Annotated in this window: 14 protein-coding genes, 1 pseudogene and 1 riboswitch; of the genes and pseudogenes, 5 read left to right on the plus strand and 10 right to left on the minus strand. The window is 41.3% G+C overall.

Annotated features, from left to right (window positions below):
* Window positions 1-168, plus strand: a pseudogene (locus BKK52_RS06635) (IS1595 family transposase); the annotation flags it as partial.
* A 31-nt stretch (window positions 169-199) separates the two neighbouring features.
* On the opposite strand, the gene nrdB reads toward BKK52_RS06635, so the two are convergent.
* From nrdB to BKK52_RS06670, 7 genes are all read right to left on the minus strand, one after another.
* On the minus strand, window positions 200-1,330 hold the full coding sequence (nrdB, locus tag BKK52_RS06640) for a class Ia ribonucleoside-diphosphate reductase subunit beta (RefSeq protein WP_077421756.1): 1,131 nt from the start codon (window positions 1,328-1,330) through the stop codon (window positions 200-202).
* Window positions 1,331-1,332: 2 nt separating this feature from the next.
* The gene (locus tag BKK52_RS06645) at window positions 1,333-1,593 is read right to left on the minus strand and encodes a hypothetical protein (RefSeq protein WP_077421755.1); all 261 of its coding nucleotides are present in this window, start codon (window positions 1,591-1,593) and stop codon (window positions 1,333-1,335) included.
* Between the two features lie 22 nt (window positions 1,594-1,615).
* Entirely contained in the window at window positions 1,616-3,886 is a 2,271-nt protein-coding gene (gene nrdA / locus BKK52_RS06650; protein WP_077421754.1) for a class 1a ribonucleoside-diphosphate reductase subunit alpha, read from the minus strand.
* A gap of 276 nt (window positions 3,887-4,162) precedes the next feature.
* Window positions 4,163-4,744: a division/outer membrane stress-associated lipid-binding lipoprotein gene (gene dolP, locus BKK52_RS06655; protein ID WP_077478301.1), complete on the minus strand. Its 582-nt coding sequence runs from the start codon at window positions 4,742-4,744 to the stop codon at window positions 4,163-4,165.
* 78 nt (window positions 4,745-4,822) lie between these two features.
* Complete coding sequence (locus BKK52_RS06660; protein ID WP_077478312.1) at window positions 4,823-5,407, minus strand: D-sedoheptulose-7-phosphate isomerase; 585 nt, start codon at window positions 5,405-5,407, stop codon at window positions 4,823-4,825.
* Between the two features lie 14 nt (window positions 5,408-5,421).
* Window positions 5,422-5,781 (minus strand): YraN family protein, encoded by a 360-nt coding sequence (locus BKK52_RS06665; RefSeq protein WP_077415319.1) that lies wholly within the window; start codon window positions 5,779-5,781, stop codon window positions 5,422-5,424.
* Entirely contained in the window at window positions 5,782-7,503 is a 1,722-nt protein-coding gene (locus BKK52_RS06670) for a penicillin-binding protein activator (RefSeq protein WP_077478303.1), read from the minus strand.
* A gap of 76 nt (window positions 7,504-7,579) precedes the next feature.
* On the opposite strand from BKK52_RS06670, the gene rsmI reads away from it, so the two are divergent.
* Both rsmI and tldD read left to right on the plus strand, forming a co-directional pair.
* Window positions 7,580-8,425: a 16S rRNA (cytidine(1402)-2'-O)-methyltransferase gene (rsmI, locus tag BKK52_RS06675; protein ID WP_077478305.1), complete on the plus strand. Its 846-nt coding sequence runs from the start codon at window positions 7,580-7,582 to the stop codon at window positions 8,423-8,425.
* Window positions 8,426-8,512: 87 nt separating this feature from the next.
* The gene (gene tldD / locus BKK52_RS06680) at window positions 8,513-9,961 is read left to right on the plus strand and encodes a metalloprotease TldD (protein ID WP_077478307.1); all 1,449 of its coding nucleotides are present in this window, start codon (window positions 8,513-8,515) and stop codon (window positions 9,959-9,961) included.
* 114 nt (window positions 9,962-10,075) lie between these two features.
* Here the strand turns inward: tldD and aroA are convergent, their stop codons facing one another.
* From aroA to BKK52_RS06695, 3 genes are all read right to left on the minus strand, one after another.
* Entirely contained in the window at window positions 10,076-11,377 is a 1,302-nt protein-coding gene (aroA, locus tag BKK52_RS06685; RefSeq protein ID WP_077421748.1) for a 3-phosphoshikimate 1-carboxyvinyltransferase, read from the minus strand.
* Window positions 11,377-12,213: a formyltetrahydrofolate deformylase gene (gene purU / locus BKK52_RS06690; protein ID WP_077421747.1), complete on the minus strand. Its 837-nt coding sequence runs from the start codon at window positions 12,211-12,213 to the stop codon at window positions 11,377-11,379. The genes aroA and purU overlap by 1 nt, the downstream gene beginning before the upstream one ends.
* Window positions 12,214-12,293: 80 nt before the next feature.
* On the minus strand, window positions 12,294-12,698 hold the full coding sequence (locus tag BKK52_RS06695; RefSeq protein ID WP_077421746.1) for an H-NS family histone-like protein: 405 nt from the start codon (window positions 12,696-12,698) through the stop codon (window positions 12,294-12,296).
* A gap of 229 nt (window positions 12,699-12,927) precedes the next feature.
* Window positions 12,928-13,098, plus strand: a riboswitch (Lysine riboswitch).
* Window positions 13,099-13,160: 62 nt separating this feature from the next.
* Between BKK52_RS06695 and BKK52_RS06705 the strand changes: the two genes are divergently transcribed.
* Both BKK52_RS06705 and ilvB read left to right on the plus strand, forming a co-directional pair.
* Window positions 13,161-14,681: a Na+/H+ antiporter NhaC family protein gene (locus BKK52_RS06705; protein WP_077421745.1), complete on the plus strand. Its 1,521-nt coding sequence runs from the start codon at window positions 13,161-13,163 to the stop codon at window positions 14,679-14,681.
* 275 nt (window positions 14,682-14,956) lie between these two features.
* Window positions 14,957-16,175: biosynthetic-type acetolactate synthase large subunit (gene ilvB, locus BKK52_RS06710; RefSeq protein ID WP_077478309.1), on the plus strand; the 1,219-nt coding region annotated here is incomplete at its 3' end.

Below are 16,175 nucleotides of genomic sequence, written 5' to 3' on the forward strand. Positions count from 1 at the left end.
ATTAACGGCATTGAAAATTTTTGGAGCCAAGCCAAGCGGATACTCCGAAAATATAATGGAATCGACCGAAAAAATTTTCCCTTATTCTTGAAGGAATGTGAATTTCGGTTTAACTTTGGAACACCAAAAGAGCAACTTAAAATGTTGCGAAAATGGTGTGGAATTTAGGGCTAATCTACGTCAGCCCCTTATTTTTTAATTAAAGATCAAAATCACCAAAGTCATTGGTATCGACTTTAGAATCAATTTGCCCTACAAGATAAGAACTCACTTCCACTTCTTGCGGCGCCACCTGCACGTTATCAGATACCAACCAGGCATTAATCCAAGGAATTGGGTTTGAGCGGGCTTGGAAAGGCAACGGTAGGCCAACGGCTTGCATACGGATATTGGTGATATATTCCACATATTGCACCAAAATGTCTTTATTTAAGCCGATCATAGAGCCGTCTTTAAATAAATAATCTGCCCATTCTTTTTCTTGTTCCGCTGCAGCGAGGAATAAATCGTAGGCTTCTTGTTTACATTCTTCGGCAATTTCTGCCATTTCAGGGTCGTCCTGACCGGCTGCCATAATATTTAAAATATGCTGTGTCCCGGTTAAATGCAAGGCTTCATCACGGGCAATAAATTTAATGATTTTGGCGTTCCCTTCCATTAATTGACGTTCTGCAAAGGCAAAAGAGCAAGCAAAAGACACATAGAAACGAATGGCTTCAAGGGCATTGACACTCATTAAGCAAAGATAAAGCTGTCTTTTGAGGTTGCGTAATGTGACGACACATTCTTTGCCATCTACCGTGTAAGTGCCTTCACCGTATAAACCATAAAGTTGGCTGTCACGGATTAAATCGTCATAGTAAGAGGAAATATCTTTTGCACGTTTAATGATTTCTTCATTGGTGACGATATCATCAAAAACGATTGACGGATCGTTGACAATATTACGAATAATGTGAGTGTAAGAACGGCTGTGAATGGTCTCAGAGAATGTCCAAGTTTCAATCCAGGTTTCTAATTCCGGAATGGACACCAATGGCAATAATGCTACATTCGGGCTACGGCCTTGAATGGAATCCAATAGCGTTTGATATTTTAAATTACTGATAAAAATATGTTTTTCGTGTTCTGGCAATGCGGCGTAATCGATACGATCTTGCGACACATCCACCTCTTCCGGACGCCAGAAGAAAGAAAGTTGTTTTTCGATTAATTTTTCGAAAGTTTCGTATTTTTGTTGATCGTAACGTGCCACGTTGACATTTTGACCAAAGAACATCGGTTCTTTGAGTTGATCGTTTTTAGTTTGTGAGAAGGTTGTGTATGCCATTTTTATTTTCCGTTATATTTTTGTTGACCGTGTGAATAACCTAGTTCATAAGCTGCTCGAGCAGACTTATGCCTTCCAGTCCCCGCTTGACTATATGGTAGTTTTAGATCGTTAATACTCCGTCTTGGATTATTAGCAAAACCATCTGAATGTCCCTCATCATAGGCACACCCTGCACATAAGTGCCTTCCATCTGAGATTTTCTGACTATCTGGTAAGGTTGACAATAGTTCTGCATATTGATGACCTTTATTACATTCCATGATGCTCTCCTTACTTCTATCTTTAGATTTTACAAGCCCCACCGGCACAGCCGTCATCAAGATCTTCTTGTGCATCTTCGGCGCCGTCACGGGTGTTTTGGTAGTAAAGGGTTTTCAAGCCGTATTTGTAAGCGGTTAATAAATCTTTTAACAATACTTTCATTGGTACTTTACCGTCTTCAAAGCGTTTTGGATCGTAGTTGGTATTGGCGGAAATTGCTTGATCCACGAATTTTTGCATAATGCCCACTAAGTGTAGATAGCCGTCATTGCTTGGAATATCCCAAAGTAATTCGTATTGCTCGCTTAAGTTTTCGTAATCCGGCACCACTTGTTTTAAGATACCGTCTTTTGAGGCTTTCACGCTCACATGACCACGCGGTGGCTCAATACCATTGGTGGCATTAGAGATCTGTGATGAGGTTTCTGACGGCATTAATGCGGTGAGGGTAGAATTACGCAAGCCAAATTCTTGAATATCTTTACGCAAACTTTCCCAATCATAATGCAACGGTTCTTGGGTGAGGGAATCCAAATCTTTTTTATAGGTATCAATCGGTAAAATACCTTGTGAGTAAGTGGTTTGATTGAAATATTCACAAGCCCCTTGTTCTTTTGCTAAATTCATTGAGGCTTTCAATAGATAATATTGAATAGCTTCAAAGGTGCGGTGGGTTAAATCGTTGGCACTACCGTCAGAGTAGCGAACGCCGTTTTTCGCTAAGTAGTAAGCATAGTTAATCACCCCAATACCTAAAGAACGGCGGGCAAGCGAGCTGCGTTTTGCTGCCGCAACCGGGTAGTCTTGGTAATCTAATAACGCATCTAATGCACGCACGGCAAGGTCGGCGAGTTCTTCTAATTCATCAAGCTGTTCAATTTTGCCTAAGTTAAAGGCAGAAAGGGTACAAAGGGCGATTTCCCCGTTTTCATCATGAATATGCTCAAGCGGTTTGGTCGGTAGGGCAATTTCTAAACAAAGGTTAGATTGACGTACCGGCGCCACTTGCGGATCAAACGGTGAGTGGGTATTACAGTGATCCACATTTTGGATATAAATACGACCGGTTGAGGCACGTTCTTGCATTAATAGCGAGAAAATTTCTACGGCTTTGACCGTGCGTTTACGAATTGTTGGATCTTGCTCATATTTGACATAAAGTTCTTCAAACTTGTCTTGATCCGCAAAGAACGCTTCGTAAAGTCCCGGTACATCGGAAGGACTGAATAAGGTGATATCACCGCCTTTAATTAAGCGTTGATACATTAATTTATTTAATTGCACACCATAGTCCATATGACGAACACGGTTATCTTCCACACCACGGTTATTTTTTAACACAAGGAGGCTTTCAGATTCTAAGTGCCATAATGGGTAATAAACTGTCGCCGCACCGCCACGCACGCCACCTTGTGAACAAGATTTCACTGCGGTTTGGAAATATTTGTAGAAAGGGATACAGCCTGTATGGAAAGCTTCACCGCCACGGATTTCACTGCCTAAAGCACGAATTGCACCGGCGTTCACGCCAATTCCCGCACGTTGGGAAACATATTTCACAATGGCTGAGGCGGTGGCGTTAATGGAATCCAAACTATCACCACATTCAATTAGCACACAAGAACTGAATTGGCGGGTTGGGGTACGCACACCTGCCATAATTGGGGTTGGCAAGGAAATTTTAAATGTAGAGGTCGCATCGTAGAAACGCTTGATATAGTCCAAGCGGGTGGCTTGCGGATATTTAGAAAATAAACTCGCGGCAACCAATAAATAAAGGAACTGGGCGGATTCATAAATCTCACCGGTGACACGGTTTTGTACTAAATATTTCCCTTCCAGCTGTTTGACTGCGGCATAGGAAAAAGTCATATCACGCCAATGATCGATAAAACCGTCCATTTCATCCCATTCTTCACGGGTGTAGTCGTCTAAAAGGGCATGATCATATTTGCCCATACGCACGAGTTTTTTGACGTGATCATACAAACGAGGCGGATCGAAATGACCGTAAGCCTTTTTACGTAAATGGAAAATCGCCAAACGGGCGGCAAGATACTGATAATCTGGCGTATCTTTGCTGATTAAATCTGCCGCTGCCTTGATGATGGTTTCATGAATATCGGAAGTGCGAATCCCCTCATAAAATTGAATATGAGAACGTAATTCCACTTGAGAAACGGAAACATTTTCTAATCCTTCAGCCGCCCAAGTAATCACTCGGTGGATTTTATCAAGATTGATTTGTTCCTGTGATCCATCACGTTTTGTCACCATTAAACTTTTGTTCATATAGTACGAGCCCTGTTATTGTTATGATATTTTTTAAACACAAGATATAGTGTTAGGAAATAAACGGCACACAAGATAATGTGTTTTTTTGTTAGGATCAAGCGATAAATTTTCTGTTAAAATGATTGACAAAAGGTAAGTTATTTAAAAACAAATACTTTTCCGAAAATTGTAAATAGGAGAATTTTTTACTTGAAAAAATGAAAAAGTGCGGTTAAAAATCAGGGTGTTTTTTGACCGCACTTTGATAGGTAAAACCATACTGGTGGGAGATAATTAATTCAAATATTTAAACACTTTCACCACTTTCTGTACACCGCTTATTTTACTGGCAATTTCAGCGGCCGCATCAGCTTGGGCTTGTGTGACATTACCTAATAAGAAAACTTCGCCGTTTTCGGTGATGACTTTCACATCTGTTGATTTCACCCGATTATCCACTAGCATTTTGGATTTGACTTGTGTGGTGATCCAACTATCTTTGCTGATTTGTCCAATAGAAATTTTAGGGCTAATGCGTAGTTCATTATAAACATCGGTGACGCCTTCCACCCCTTTGGCAAGATCGGTGGCGGTGGATTTGGTGCTTTCACTTGGCACTTGACCGATTAACAAGATGCGAGCACTGTAAGAGACAGCATTTACACGGGCTTCTGCGTTGATTTGCTCATCTTTATCTAGGGCATTTTCCACTTTAAATTCAAGGGTTTCATCATCAACTTGGGCTCCCATGGTGCGGGGATCGGTTGCCACTTTTGTGCCGGCTGCCGCACCGCCAAGAACTGCGGCAACGCAGCCTTGTAACAGGATTGAAGCCGTTAAAATACATACCAGTTTTTTTAAGGGGGTGAGTGTCATTTGTTACTCCTTTAGTGAAATAAATCCCTCGGTTAGTCAAAGAAATCGTGGGATAGTTTAATGATAACGAACATTCTATCAAACTCTTGGGAATAATGTGCGATCAATGAGTTCGCAAAGAGCATTAATTACAAATAAATGATTTTCTAAAATACGGCTTTCTTTATGGGTAGGAATAGAAATTTCCAAATCTTGTTCTGCCAATAAGCCTTGAATAGCATCATTATTTGAACCGGTAAGTGCAATCACGCGAATTTCTTTGCTTACCGCATTGGCAATGGTGTTGAGCACGGTTTTTTCCGAGCCTAATGGGGCAAAGGCAATGAGCAAATCACCGGGTTTTGCCATGGCGTTAAATTGATGTTGATAGAGATTTTCCGGTGAGTGATCAAAAACTAATGAAGATCCGACCGCACTTTCTAGGCTGAGTAGCACAGAGGGAAAACTTGGGCGTTCAATCTCATAGCGATTTAGGAGATTAGACACTAAAAATTGAGCATTCGCATAGGAGCGTGCAATACCACAGGCAATCACTTTATTGCCGCTAAGTAAGCATTGAATCACCTTTTGGCTTGCATTGGCAATATTTTCCGTGAGCAAACTGGAGGCGGAAATTTGAATTTGTATGCTTTCGCTATAAATATCTTTAACTTGTTGTAACATCATTGAAAATTAAATTAATCAAGAAAATTAGGAAGCCATTGAATCTCTTGTGCATTTTTACCAAAAGCGATGAGATCAAAACGGCAGTCGGCATCTTCTAAACTGAGATTTTGCTTGGCAAGCCAAAGATTGGCGGCATCAAGCCATTTTTGTTGTTTATGCCAATCGACACTGTCAATGGCCGAACCAAAGCGGGTATTTGAACGTTGGCGGACTTCGACAAACACAATGGTCTGTCCATCTTGCATAATAAGATCGAGTTCACCACATTTAAAAAACTGATTGGCCGCAATAAAACGCAATCCCTTTGATTCTAAAAAAAGGCGGGCTTGATGCTCAAAGCCCGCTCCTTGTTGACGTTTTAAGGAAAACATTTAGTTAGCGACCGGCACGATTTGCCCACCTTGATATTGGAACCACGTCATATCACGTTCTACATTACAGCTTGGACCGGCACTTAATAGCCCGGTTAAACCGCTTAATTGATACCCTGGTACTTGGCGTAGTTCATTAAAATGGTTAATCAATAGCCAAGCATCCGATCCCATCGCATATAAGCGCATAAGTTGATATTCATTGCCGGTTGAACTTGCCACTTTTTGATATTGGCTAGAGGTGGATTCTTTAAAGAAGGGAATATCACTGAATTGTACACCGTTCATTTGAGCCGCATATTCAGTCGAATGACCCGCAGCATTGGCTCGGGAACTGGCATAAATTTTCACATTCGGGAGACTGTTTGCCAAATAACCTTTTATTTCTGCCAGTTCTTCTGGGTTTGCGAGCGCATAAAGTGCGGTTGAATTTGCCCCATTTTCTTGGAAGAAATACGGTACATCGGCAGTTAAGTTATAGTAACGAATATTGGCATCGGTTGAAGCTAATTGTTGCCAACGAACATTGAACGCATTGCCTACCCGCTGACCCAATTCATTTTGTGGCATGGCAACAACCGGGTGGCGAATTCCATCATTCCACATTTTGGTGGCGGCAGATTCGGCTTCATCTTCCGGTGATAAGCCGTAGTAGCACATTTGATTAATCGCGTGCGTATTTTGTGTGGTGTTTAAGGCTAATATATCAATGCCTTGCACTGTAGTCGGGTTGTTAATAATAGCATCGACATTCTGTTTTAAAAGTGGCCCAACCAAGGTTTTCACCCCCGCTTGTTTGGCTTGAACTAGAATATCCTCAATGGAGTAAGTGGCGGAGTCAAAAATTTGTACCGGAATGGTGGAATTGCCTTTGGCATCGTTAAAACCGGATAAAATGGTATTTCCTAGGATTTGACCATCACCACTGACCGGTAAAATTAAACCGATTTGGGCAAGATTGGTTTGTTGGAAATTTAACAAACTTTGTAATTCTTTTGGAAAAAGGGTGGCAGCCGTATGGTTAGGATAAGCCGATTTCCAATTTTGCAATGCTTGGCTTAATTGTACCGGCTGACGAAGATTATCGTTGTAAGCTTTAATTAACGTCAGCCAACCACCAAGTGCCGCATTGCCTTCATCTGAGGCATTATTGATTACACCTGAATTAGCAGAACGCAACAACGCCCAAGTTTTATCCACATTCTCTTGGCGACGCTGTACATCAGAAAGGTTTTCATCCATTTTGATGCGGGCTTTCACTGCTTCAATCACCTCTTTACGATTTTCTGCAATGCTCGCTTGGGTTTCATAATAACGTGATTTTTGAGAAGGGCTGAGTTTTTTAAGATCAATCAAACGTAATTGGCTTTCAGCGACTTCATTTGATCCTTTCGCTGCCGAAAGACGGGCTTCAATTAACGAACGATCAAGTTTTTGTGCCTCATTTAATTCCCCTAATTCCGCTAAAATGGCTTCTGATTGCGGGATTTTGTTTTCGCTGATTAAGGCTCGAGCGGCGAGGAGTTTATAGGTTTCTTTATCTTCTGCATTTTGGGCTTGTTCCAATTTATTCATATAAAATTCGGAACTGGCATTGGCATCTCGTTGTAGGGTTTCGGTGAAACTGCTGCCAAATAAATTGGAACAGCCGGCTAATGCAACGGATAATAAAATTGGCATTAAACGTTTTTTAAAACCTGTGCCTTGTAATAGAATAGCCATATTCGTTTTGCTCCGTTATGGATGAGTCAATAATGGGAGCGATCTTACTGACCTCGAACCTTAAAAGCAAACAAAAATGAATGATTTAAGCGGAATTTTATATATTGTGGCAACTCCTATTGGTAATTTAAAAGATATTACCCAGCGAGCCTTAGACACCTTTTCCCAAGTGGATCTCATTGCTGCAGAAGATACCCGTCATAGTGGCTTATTGCTCAGTCACTATGGCATAAAAAAGCCATTTTTTGCATTGCATGATCATAATGAACAGGAAAAAGCCGCAGTTTTGGTGGAAAAACTGAAACAAGGGAAAAATATTGCATTAATTTCCGATGCCGGCACCCCTTTAATTAGCGATCCCGGTTTTCATTTGGTTCGTCAATGTCGGGAGGCGGGAATTGCAGTGGTGCCTTTACCCGGGGCTTGTGCGGCGATTACCGCACTTTGTGCTTCCGGTATTGCCTCAGATCGTTTTTGTTTTGAAGGGTTTTTACCGGCAAAAAGCAAAGCCCGCCGAGATAAACTGGAAAAGGTAGCAGAAGAAGAACGCACGTTGATTTTTTACGAATCTACCCACCGCATTTTGGATACCCTTACCGATATGCAAGAGGTGTTAGGGGAAGCGCGCTATGTGGTGTTGGCGCGTGAGCTGACAAAAACGTGGGAAACCATTGTGGGCGATACTGTAGTCAATTTACGTCAATGGTTGAGCGAAGATCCCAACCGAACTAAAGGTGAAATGGTATTAATTGTAGAAGGCAAAACCAAGCAGGAAAGTGAGGCGGAATTCTCACCTTTGGCGATTAAAGCCCTCAGCTTAATGGCACAAGAATTACCCCTTAAAAAAGCGGCGGCAATTGTGGCGGAATTATACGGTTATAAGAAAAATGCCTTGTATCAATTTGGGTTAGAAAATTTATAAGCGGTTTGTTCTAAAAAAACTCGCTGTTTTTTGACCGCACTTTTTTGAGTTCACGTTGAGATAAATTTTATATTTACGGAGAAAAATATGTTAAAGCAGGTTTCGGAAAGTTTACTGACCCCAAGCCAGTTATCCACCAAAGAATTATTGAATATTTTCGATTTAATGTCGCATCGTCATATTGACTATGCCGATCTCTATTTTCAGCTTAGCCAAGATGAAAATTGGGTGTTGGAAGACGGCATTATTAAAGAGGGCGGTTTTCACATTGAGCGAGGGGTAGGTGTTCGTGCCGTATCCGGTGAGAAAACCGGTTTTGCTTATTCGGATCAAATTAATCTTGCCTCACTGCAACAATGTGCTAATGCGGTGAAAGGGATTGGGCAAAGCAAACAAGGCAATATTATCGTGCCGACCGCGCTCAATGCGGTCGATCCTATTATGCGTTATGCGGCAATTAACCCGCTTCAAAGCCTTTCGAAAGAAAAGAAAATTGAATTATTACATTTAGTTGATCGCACAGCCCGAGCCGAAGATCCTCGTGTCACCCGAGTATCTGCCAGTTTAAGTGCCGTTTATGAAGAAGTCTTAGTGATGGCAACAGACGGAACATTGGCGGCAGATATTCGCCCACTCGTACGTTTGTCTATTTCTGTATTAGTCGAAGAAGATGGCAAACGTGAACGGGGAAGTTGTGGCTCCGGTGGACGATTTGGATTGGATTGGTTTTTTGAAACCGTTGATGGCGATATTCGGGCGGTCAATTTTGCGAAAGAAGCCGTTCGTCAAGCTTTGGTGAATTTAGGGGCGGTGGCCGCACCGGCAGGACTCATGCCCGTTGTATTGGGGGCTGGTTGGCCCGGGGTGCTTTTGCATGAAGCGGTAGGGCATGGCTTAGAGGGGGATTTTAATCGTAAAGAAAGCTCTTTATTTACCGGAAAAATTGGCGAATTAGTGACCTCTCCACTTTGCACGATTGTGGATGACGGCACGCTTGCCAATCGCCGAGGGTCGCTCACGATTGATGATGAAGGAGTGCCAAGCCAATGTAACGTGCTGATAAAAGACGGTATTTTGCAAGGTTATATGCAAGATAAAATGAATGCCCGTTTAATGGGGGTGAACCCTACAGGGAATGGTCGCCGTGAGTCCTATGCTCATCTGCCTATGCCACGCATGACCAACACTTATATGTTAGCAGGGCAGAGTAAATTTGAGGATTTAATTGCTTCGGTAGATCATGGTGTTTATGCTCCCCATTTTGGCGGAGGGCAAGTGGATATCACCTCAGGTAAATTTGTGTTTTCTACCTCAGAAGCCTATCTGATTGAGAAGGGAAAAATCACCAAACCGGTAAAAGGGGCAACGCTAATTGGTAGCGGTATTGAGGTGATGCAAAAAATCTCTATGGTGGCCGATAAATCAGAGTTGGATTTAGGCATTGGAGTTTGTGGAAAAGACGGACAAAGCGTGCCGGTGGGCGTAGGGCAACCTGCGTTGAAAATTGATGAAATTACGGTGGGTGGCACAAATTAAACACAAATTTAATGACACCAAGGGCGCCATTTTGGCGCCCTTTTATCATCAAATTTTTAGTGGAATATGAAAATTAAATTTGTGTCGCGGCAAAAGAGGAGCAAAATCACCACTCTATGCATTTCTTTCACAAATTTTTTCAAATTCAGCAAAAAATGTTGGGAAAGTTTTTGCTGTACATTTGGGATCGAGGATTGTCACTGCCGTATCTGAAAGGGCGATTAAAGCAAAACACATGGCCATACGGTGATCGTTGTAAGTGGCAATTTCCGCATGTTGGAATTGATCTAATGGTAAAGGTTGAATTCGAATGAAATCTTCCCCTTCTTCTACTTCTGCGCCGACTTTACGCAATTCCGTTGCCATGGCTGCAAGACGGTCTGTTTCTTTGACACGCCAGTTGTAAATATTGCGAATGGTGGTTTCCCCTTGTGCAAAAAGTGCGGTAGTCGCAATAGTCATCGCTGCATCGGGAATGTGATTCATATCCATATCAATGCCATGGAGTTTTGCTTTTTCGGCTTGGATAAAATCCTCCCCCCAAGTGATTTTAGCGCCCATTTTTTCCAATACTTCTGCAAATAGGCGGTCACCTTGGATAGAGTTTTTACCGATACCGGTCACTTTCACCTTGCCTTTAATGGCACCGGCGGCTAAGAAATAGGAAGCAGAAGATGCATCACCTTCCACCAAATATTTACCCGGTGAAATATACTGTTGATTTGCTTTGATATGGAAAGTTTGGTATCCATGATTTTCGACCTCTACACCAAAATCTTTCATCATGGCAAGTGTAATATCAATATAAGGTTTTGAAACCAAATCACCGATAATCTCAATTTCCATATCGTTTTCGGCAAGAGGTGCTGCCATTAAAAGTGCGGTCAAAAATTGCGATGAAATGGAACCGTCAATGGTGACTTTCCCCCCTTTTATCCCTCTGTTGCGAATAGCAAGAGGCGGATAGCCTTCATTTTCTAAATAACGCACCTCAGCACCGGCTTGATGAAGCGCCTCAACCAAATGAAGAATGGGACGCTCTTTCATGCGTGGTTCGCCGGTGAGAATTACTTCACCTGCTGTTTTACCTTTCAAGCAAAGTGCGGCAGTTAAAGGACGCATAGCCGTACCGGCATTGCCCAGAAAAAGTGAAAGCCCGTTTTGTACATGAAAAGTGCCGCCTAATCCCTCAATTTCACAAAGGGTTTTATCTTCAGAAAGCTGATAATTTACGCCAAGTGCTTTTAGGGCATTTAACATATGGCGAATATCATCACTATCAAGCAAATTGGTGACGGTTGTTGTGCCTTTGGCAAGGGCGGCAAGGAGCAATGCACGATTCGATAAACTTTTTGAGCCGGGAAGATTGATAGTCCCTTCCACTGAATGAATAGGGGTTAGCGTGATTTTTTCCATTACAACACCACCGTTTTATTTTTATAAACAAAAATTTTATCGTGAAGGGCGAGATCAAGGGCACGACTTAACACGGTTTTTTCTACATCTCTTCCTGCCCGCATCATGGCATCGGCGCTATAAGTGTGATCAATATGGATCACATTTTGCATAATAATTGGGCCTTGATCCAACTCGTTATTGATAAAATGGGCGGTTGCGCCAATGATTTTTACACCACGCTCATAGGCTTGTTGGTAGGGTTTCGCCCCAATAAATGCAGGAAGGAAAGAGTGGTGAATATTAATCACCCGGTTTGGATAACGTTCGACAAATTCAGGATTTAGCACCCGCATATATTTTGCCAAAACAATGTAATCCGGGGCATATTCATCAATTTTTTCTGCAAGCAATTGATCGTGTTCAACCCGTGTTAATCCTTCATGGCTGATGCAGTGGAAAGGAATATTAAAACGTTCTACCAATTCTTGTAAATTATGGTGGTTTCCGATGACAGCGGCAATCTCGACATCCAATGCACCATAATAATTTTTCATTAAAATATCACCCAGACAATGGGCTTCTTTTGTCACGAGAATAACAATACGTTTACGTTGTGTACTAATTAAACGACAATTTGTCCCTTCAGGTAAGCTATATTTAAGATCTTCCAATAATGTGGTTTCATTAAAGATCCCTTCAAGTTCTGTACGCATGAAAAAATGCTTTGTTTCAAAATCAACAAATTCATTATTATGGAGAATATTAAGTTGGTGCTTATAACAAATGTTGGTTATTTTGGCGATTAAACCTTTATCATCAGGGCAATCGGTGAGAAGTATTTTTTTTTCTATCATAATATTAATGCTGTGTTTATTTGGAATATTAAAGAAAAAAGAGAACCCATAAAGATTATGGGTTCTTGAGAAAGGAATAATTAAATTTCAAAATCAGACAATGATTTGCCTGCATCTAATGCTTCTTGAATAATAAGAGGTGTACGTCCTTGACCGGTCCAGGTTTTTTGATTGCCGTTTTTATCGGTATATTGATACTTAGCGGGGCGGGCTTCACGTTTTGGACGGATACCGGATGATGCCATACCGACAATTTCTTGTAATTCTTCAGCGGTAATGCCTTCTTGTTTGATTAATTCTTTATATTTTTCAATTCGGGCTTTGCGTTCAATTTCTGCTTGTTGAATTTCTGCCATTTGTACACGCTTTTCAGCAACGGCTTCTTCAAATTTCTTTAATGAACTTTCAGCTTGTTCTAATGTAAGATCGCGTAAAACGGAACGAATAGTGCGAAGATTGGTAAATGCTTTAATTAAATCGGACATAATAAACCTCTATGATATATATAATACAAATTCGGCGCTTATAATAACGAAATTAATCTTGAAGGTAAACCTTAAATTTAAATAAAAAATAGATGAGAGGATAATTACGATTAAATTAATTGTTAATATTATAAGTTTTATGCTACTTGTCACTTAACTTTGATTAATTGAAGTTATTTAATAGAAACTATTAGATTTTTTCTGTTTTTTCTTGTAATCTTAAACTCCCTATAAAAGTAGAGGTGCAGTGGCTATAAGTATTTTTTCCGAGTGGATAACGATGACGAAAAAAGAAAGGAGTCATTGCCGAAATCAGTTAAAAGTCGTTTTGGCTGGTTGGTGGCGTATCCGAAAGGAACGTTACTGTCATAGTGATTAACTATGGAGCGCTACGGTTAGGTCTGGTCATCATTTAGTCCATTTTCTGCCGTTCTCTCCATTATTTATTTTAGGTATAACATAATGGAACTTATCGATTTTTCTTCTTCAATTTGGTCTGTCGTTCCCGCTTTATTGGCAATTATTTTAGCCATTGCAACACGTCGTGTATTAATTTCTTTAAGCGCCGGTATTTTGGTGGGGGCATTAATGCTTAATAATGCTTCACTTTTACCGACATTGACTTATTTGAAAGATAATATTGTTGCGTTGGTTTATAGCGATGGGGCAATAAATTCAAATATGAATATTGTCCTCTTCTTAATTTTACTCGGTATTTTGACCGCACTTTTAACCGTTTCGGGAAGTAATCGTGCTTTTGCCGAATGGGCACAAGCCCGTATTAAGGATCGCCGTGGGGCAAAATTATTAGCGGCATCGTTGGTTTTTATCACTTTCATTGATGACTATTTTCATAGCCTTGCGGTAGGGGCAATTGCCCGTCCGGTGACGGATCGCTTCAATGTATCCCGTCCGAAACTCGCCTATATTTTGGACTCCACCGCCGCACCGATGTGCGTGATGATGCCGATTTCGAGCTGGGGGGCTTATATCATCACATTAGTGGGGGGATTACTGGCGACTTACTCTATCACCGAATATACACCGATGGGAGCATTTATCGCGATGAGCTCAATGAATTACTATGCGATTTTTGCCTTATTAATGGTATTTTTTGTGGCTTATTTTTCTTTTGATATTGGTTCTATGGCACGTCACGAAAAAGCGGTGATGGCACGGGAAACTCAGGAGCAGGAAGAAGAATTGGGCGTAAAAGGTCACGTTCGGAATCTTGTTGTTCCAATTCTAGTTTTAATCGTCGCCACGGTTTCAATGATGATGTACACCGGCGGTCAAGCCCTTGCTGAAGCCGGTTCGTCATTTTCTGTTTTAGGGGCTTTTGAAAATACCAATGTTGGGATTTCACTTGTCGTAGGGGGGGGAAGTGCGGTCATTATTTCTACCCTTTTAATTGTGTTAGATGGGCAGGTGTGTTTATCCGAATATGTGAAAGCTTGGGGATTAGGCATCAAATCTATGCTTGGAGCGATTGCGATTTTATTTTTTGCTTGGACAATCAATAAAATCGTGGGTGATATGCAAACAGGTAAATATCTCTCTTCTTTGGTTTCAGGCAATATTCCAGTTCAATTTTTACCGGTAATTTTATTTGTTTTAGGGGCTGCAATGGCATTTTCAACGGGCACAAGTTGGGGAACTTTCGGTATTATGCTGCCAATTGCTGCAGCGATGGCGACAAATACTGCACCGGAATTGATACTACCTTGCCTTTCTGCGGTGATGGCAGGTGCCGTGTGTGGTGATCACTGTTCACCGGTTTCGGATACCACGATTTTATCCTCGACAGGGGCAAAATGTAATCATATGGATCACGTTACCACTCAATTACCTTATGCCTTAACCGTTGCGGCGGCAACCTGTGTGGGTTATGTCGTGGTAGGCTTTACAGAATCAGGGTTAGCCGGATTTGTGGCGACAGCAATCTCTTTAGCGGTACTTGTATTTATCGTTAAAAAACGTTAAAAACGTGATCTAGTTCAAAAAAACAGAATAAAAAATAAAATTTTGTTGTTTTTATAAAATGCGGCATAAAGTCGCATTTTTTTTGTTTTTAGTTCTTTGTTTTTTATATTTAACTGATATTTTATTTATTTTTAGATTTTTATCCTGTTAATTTTTGTTTTATTATGTTGTAAGCCTATAGACAAAGATTTTTTTGTCAGTATGATAAAACACATTGAGCAATCGGTTACTTTTGCAACTTATTACAAAAGAGCGGTCAATTTTAGGAGTGAATAATGAAAAAATTATCCGGTGCAGAAATGGTAGTGCAATCACTGCGTGACGAAGGGGTTGAGTATTTGTTTGGTTATCCGGGAGGGGCAGTGCTTGATATTTATGATGCCATCCACACCCTTAGCGGTATTGAACATATTCTTGTGCGTCATGAACAAGCGGCTGTTCATATGGCAGACGGTTATGCACGAGCAACCGGCAAAGTGGGCTGTGTCTTAGTGACATCAGGCCCCGGAGCAACCAATGCGATTACCGGCATTGCTACGGCTTATGCGGATTCTGTACCGATGGTGGTGATTTCAGGGCAAGTGATGAGCCATTTGATTGGCAGCGATGCCTTCCAAGAATGTGATATGGTGGGCATTTCTCGTCCCGTAGTAAAACACAGTTTTATTGTCAAAAAAGCAGAAGAGATTCCGGAAATCATCAAAAAAGCCTTTTATATTGCCTCAACAGGGCGTCCTGGTCCTGTTGTGGTGGATATTCCAAAAGACACGGTCAACCCAATCCATAAATTCCCTTATGAATATCCAAAATCTGTTGAAATGCGTTCTTATAATCCCACAGTGAATGGACATAAAGGACAGATTAAAAAAGCGCTAAAAGCCTTATTAGTGGCAAAAAAACCAGTGTTATTCGTGGGGGGGGGATCGGTTGCCGCAGAATGTAGTGACGCATTAACCCAATTGGCACAGCGACTAAATTTACCGGTGACGGCATCGCTGATGGGTTTAGGTGTCTATCCAAGTACGGATAAACAATTCTTAGGTATGCTTGGGATGCACGGCACTTATGAGGCCAATAACGCCATGCACGAAAGTGATTTAATTTTAGGGATTGGGGTGCGTTTTGATGATCGTACTACCAATAATCTTGAAAAATATTGTCCACAGGCAAAAGTGATTCAAATTGATATTGATCCCACTTCAATTTCTAAAAATGTCCAAGTGGCGATCCCTATTGTGGGCAACGCTAAAAATATCTTAGATGAATTTTTAAGCTTATTAGGCGAAGAGGGCGGAAATCGTCCACAAAATCATCTTGAAGATTGGTGGGCGCAAATTAATCAATGGAAAGCCAAAAACTGCTTGGATTTCGACCGCACTTCAGGGGTGATCAAACCGCAACAAGTTATGGAAGCGGTTTATCGTATTACTCAGGGAGAGGCCTATGTGGCCTCCGATGTGGGTCAGCATCAAATGTTTGCTGCGTTGCATTATC

The organism is Rodentibacter trehalosifermentans (assembly GCF_002000545.1).
GTDB classification, from domain to species: domain Bacteria; phylum Pseudomonadota; class Gammaproteobacteria; order Enterobacterales; family Pasteurellaceae; genus Rodentibacter; species Rodentibacter trehalosifermentans.

Excerpts from the sequence above, each read along its gene's own strand:
- nrdB (WP_077421756.1), bottom strand. The coding sequence starts at position 1,330 with ATGGCATACACAACCTTCTCACAAACTAAAAACGATCAACTCAAAGAA.
- BKK52_RS06645 (WP_077421755.1), bottom strand. The coding sequence starts at position 1,593 with ATGGAATGTAATAAAGGTCATCAATATGCAGAACTATTGTCAACCTTA.
- nrdA (WP_077421754.1), bottom strand. The coding sequence starts at position 3,886 with ATGAACAAAAGTTTAATGGTGACAAAACGTGATGGATCACAGGAACAA.
- dolP (WP_077478301.1), bottom strand. The coding sequence starts at position 4,744 with ATGACACTCACCCCCTTAAAAAAACTGGTATGTATTTTAACGGCTTCA.
- BKK52_RS06660 (WP_077478312.1), bottom strand. The coding sequence starts at position 5,407 with ATGTTACAACAAGTTAAAGATATTTATAGCGAAAGCATACAAATTCAA.
- BKK52_RS06665 (WP_077415319.1), bottom strand. The coding sequence starts at position 5,781 with ATGTTTTCCTTAAAACGTCAACAAGGAGCGGGCTTTGAGCATCAAGCC.
- BKK52_RS06670 (WP_077478303.1), bottom strand. The coding sequence starts at position 7,503 with ATGGCTATTCTATTACAAGGCACAGGTTTTAAAAAACGTTTAATGCCA.
- rsmI (WP_077478305.1), top strand. The coding sequence starts at position 7,580 with ATGAATGATTTAAGCGGAATTTTATATATTGTGGCAACTCCTATTGGT.
- tldD (WP_077478307.1), top strand. The coding sequence starts at position 8,513 with ATGTTAAAGCAGGTTTCGGAAAGTTTACTGACCCCAAGCCAGTTATCC.
- aroA (WP_077421748.1), bottom strand. The coding sequence starts at position 11,377 with ATGGAAAAAATCACGCTAACCCCTATTCATTCAGTGGAAGGGACTATC.
- purU (WP_077421747.1), bottom strand. The coding sequence starts at position 12,213 with ATGATAGAAAAAAAAATACTTCTCACCGATTGCCCTGATGATAAAGGT.
- BKK52_RS06695 (WP_077421746.1), bottom strand. The coding sequence starts at position 12,698 with ATGTCCGATTTAATTAAAGCATTTACCAATCTTCGCACTATTCGTTCC.
- BKK52_RS06705 (WP_077421745.1), top strand. The coding sequence starts at position 13,161 with ATGGAACTTATCGATTTTTCTTCTTCAATTTGGTCTGTCGTTCCCGCT.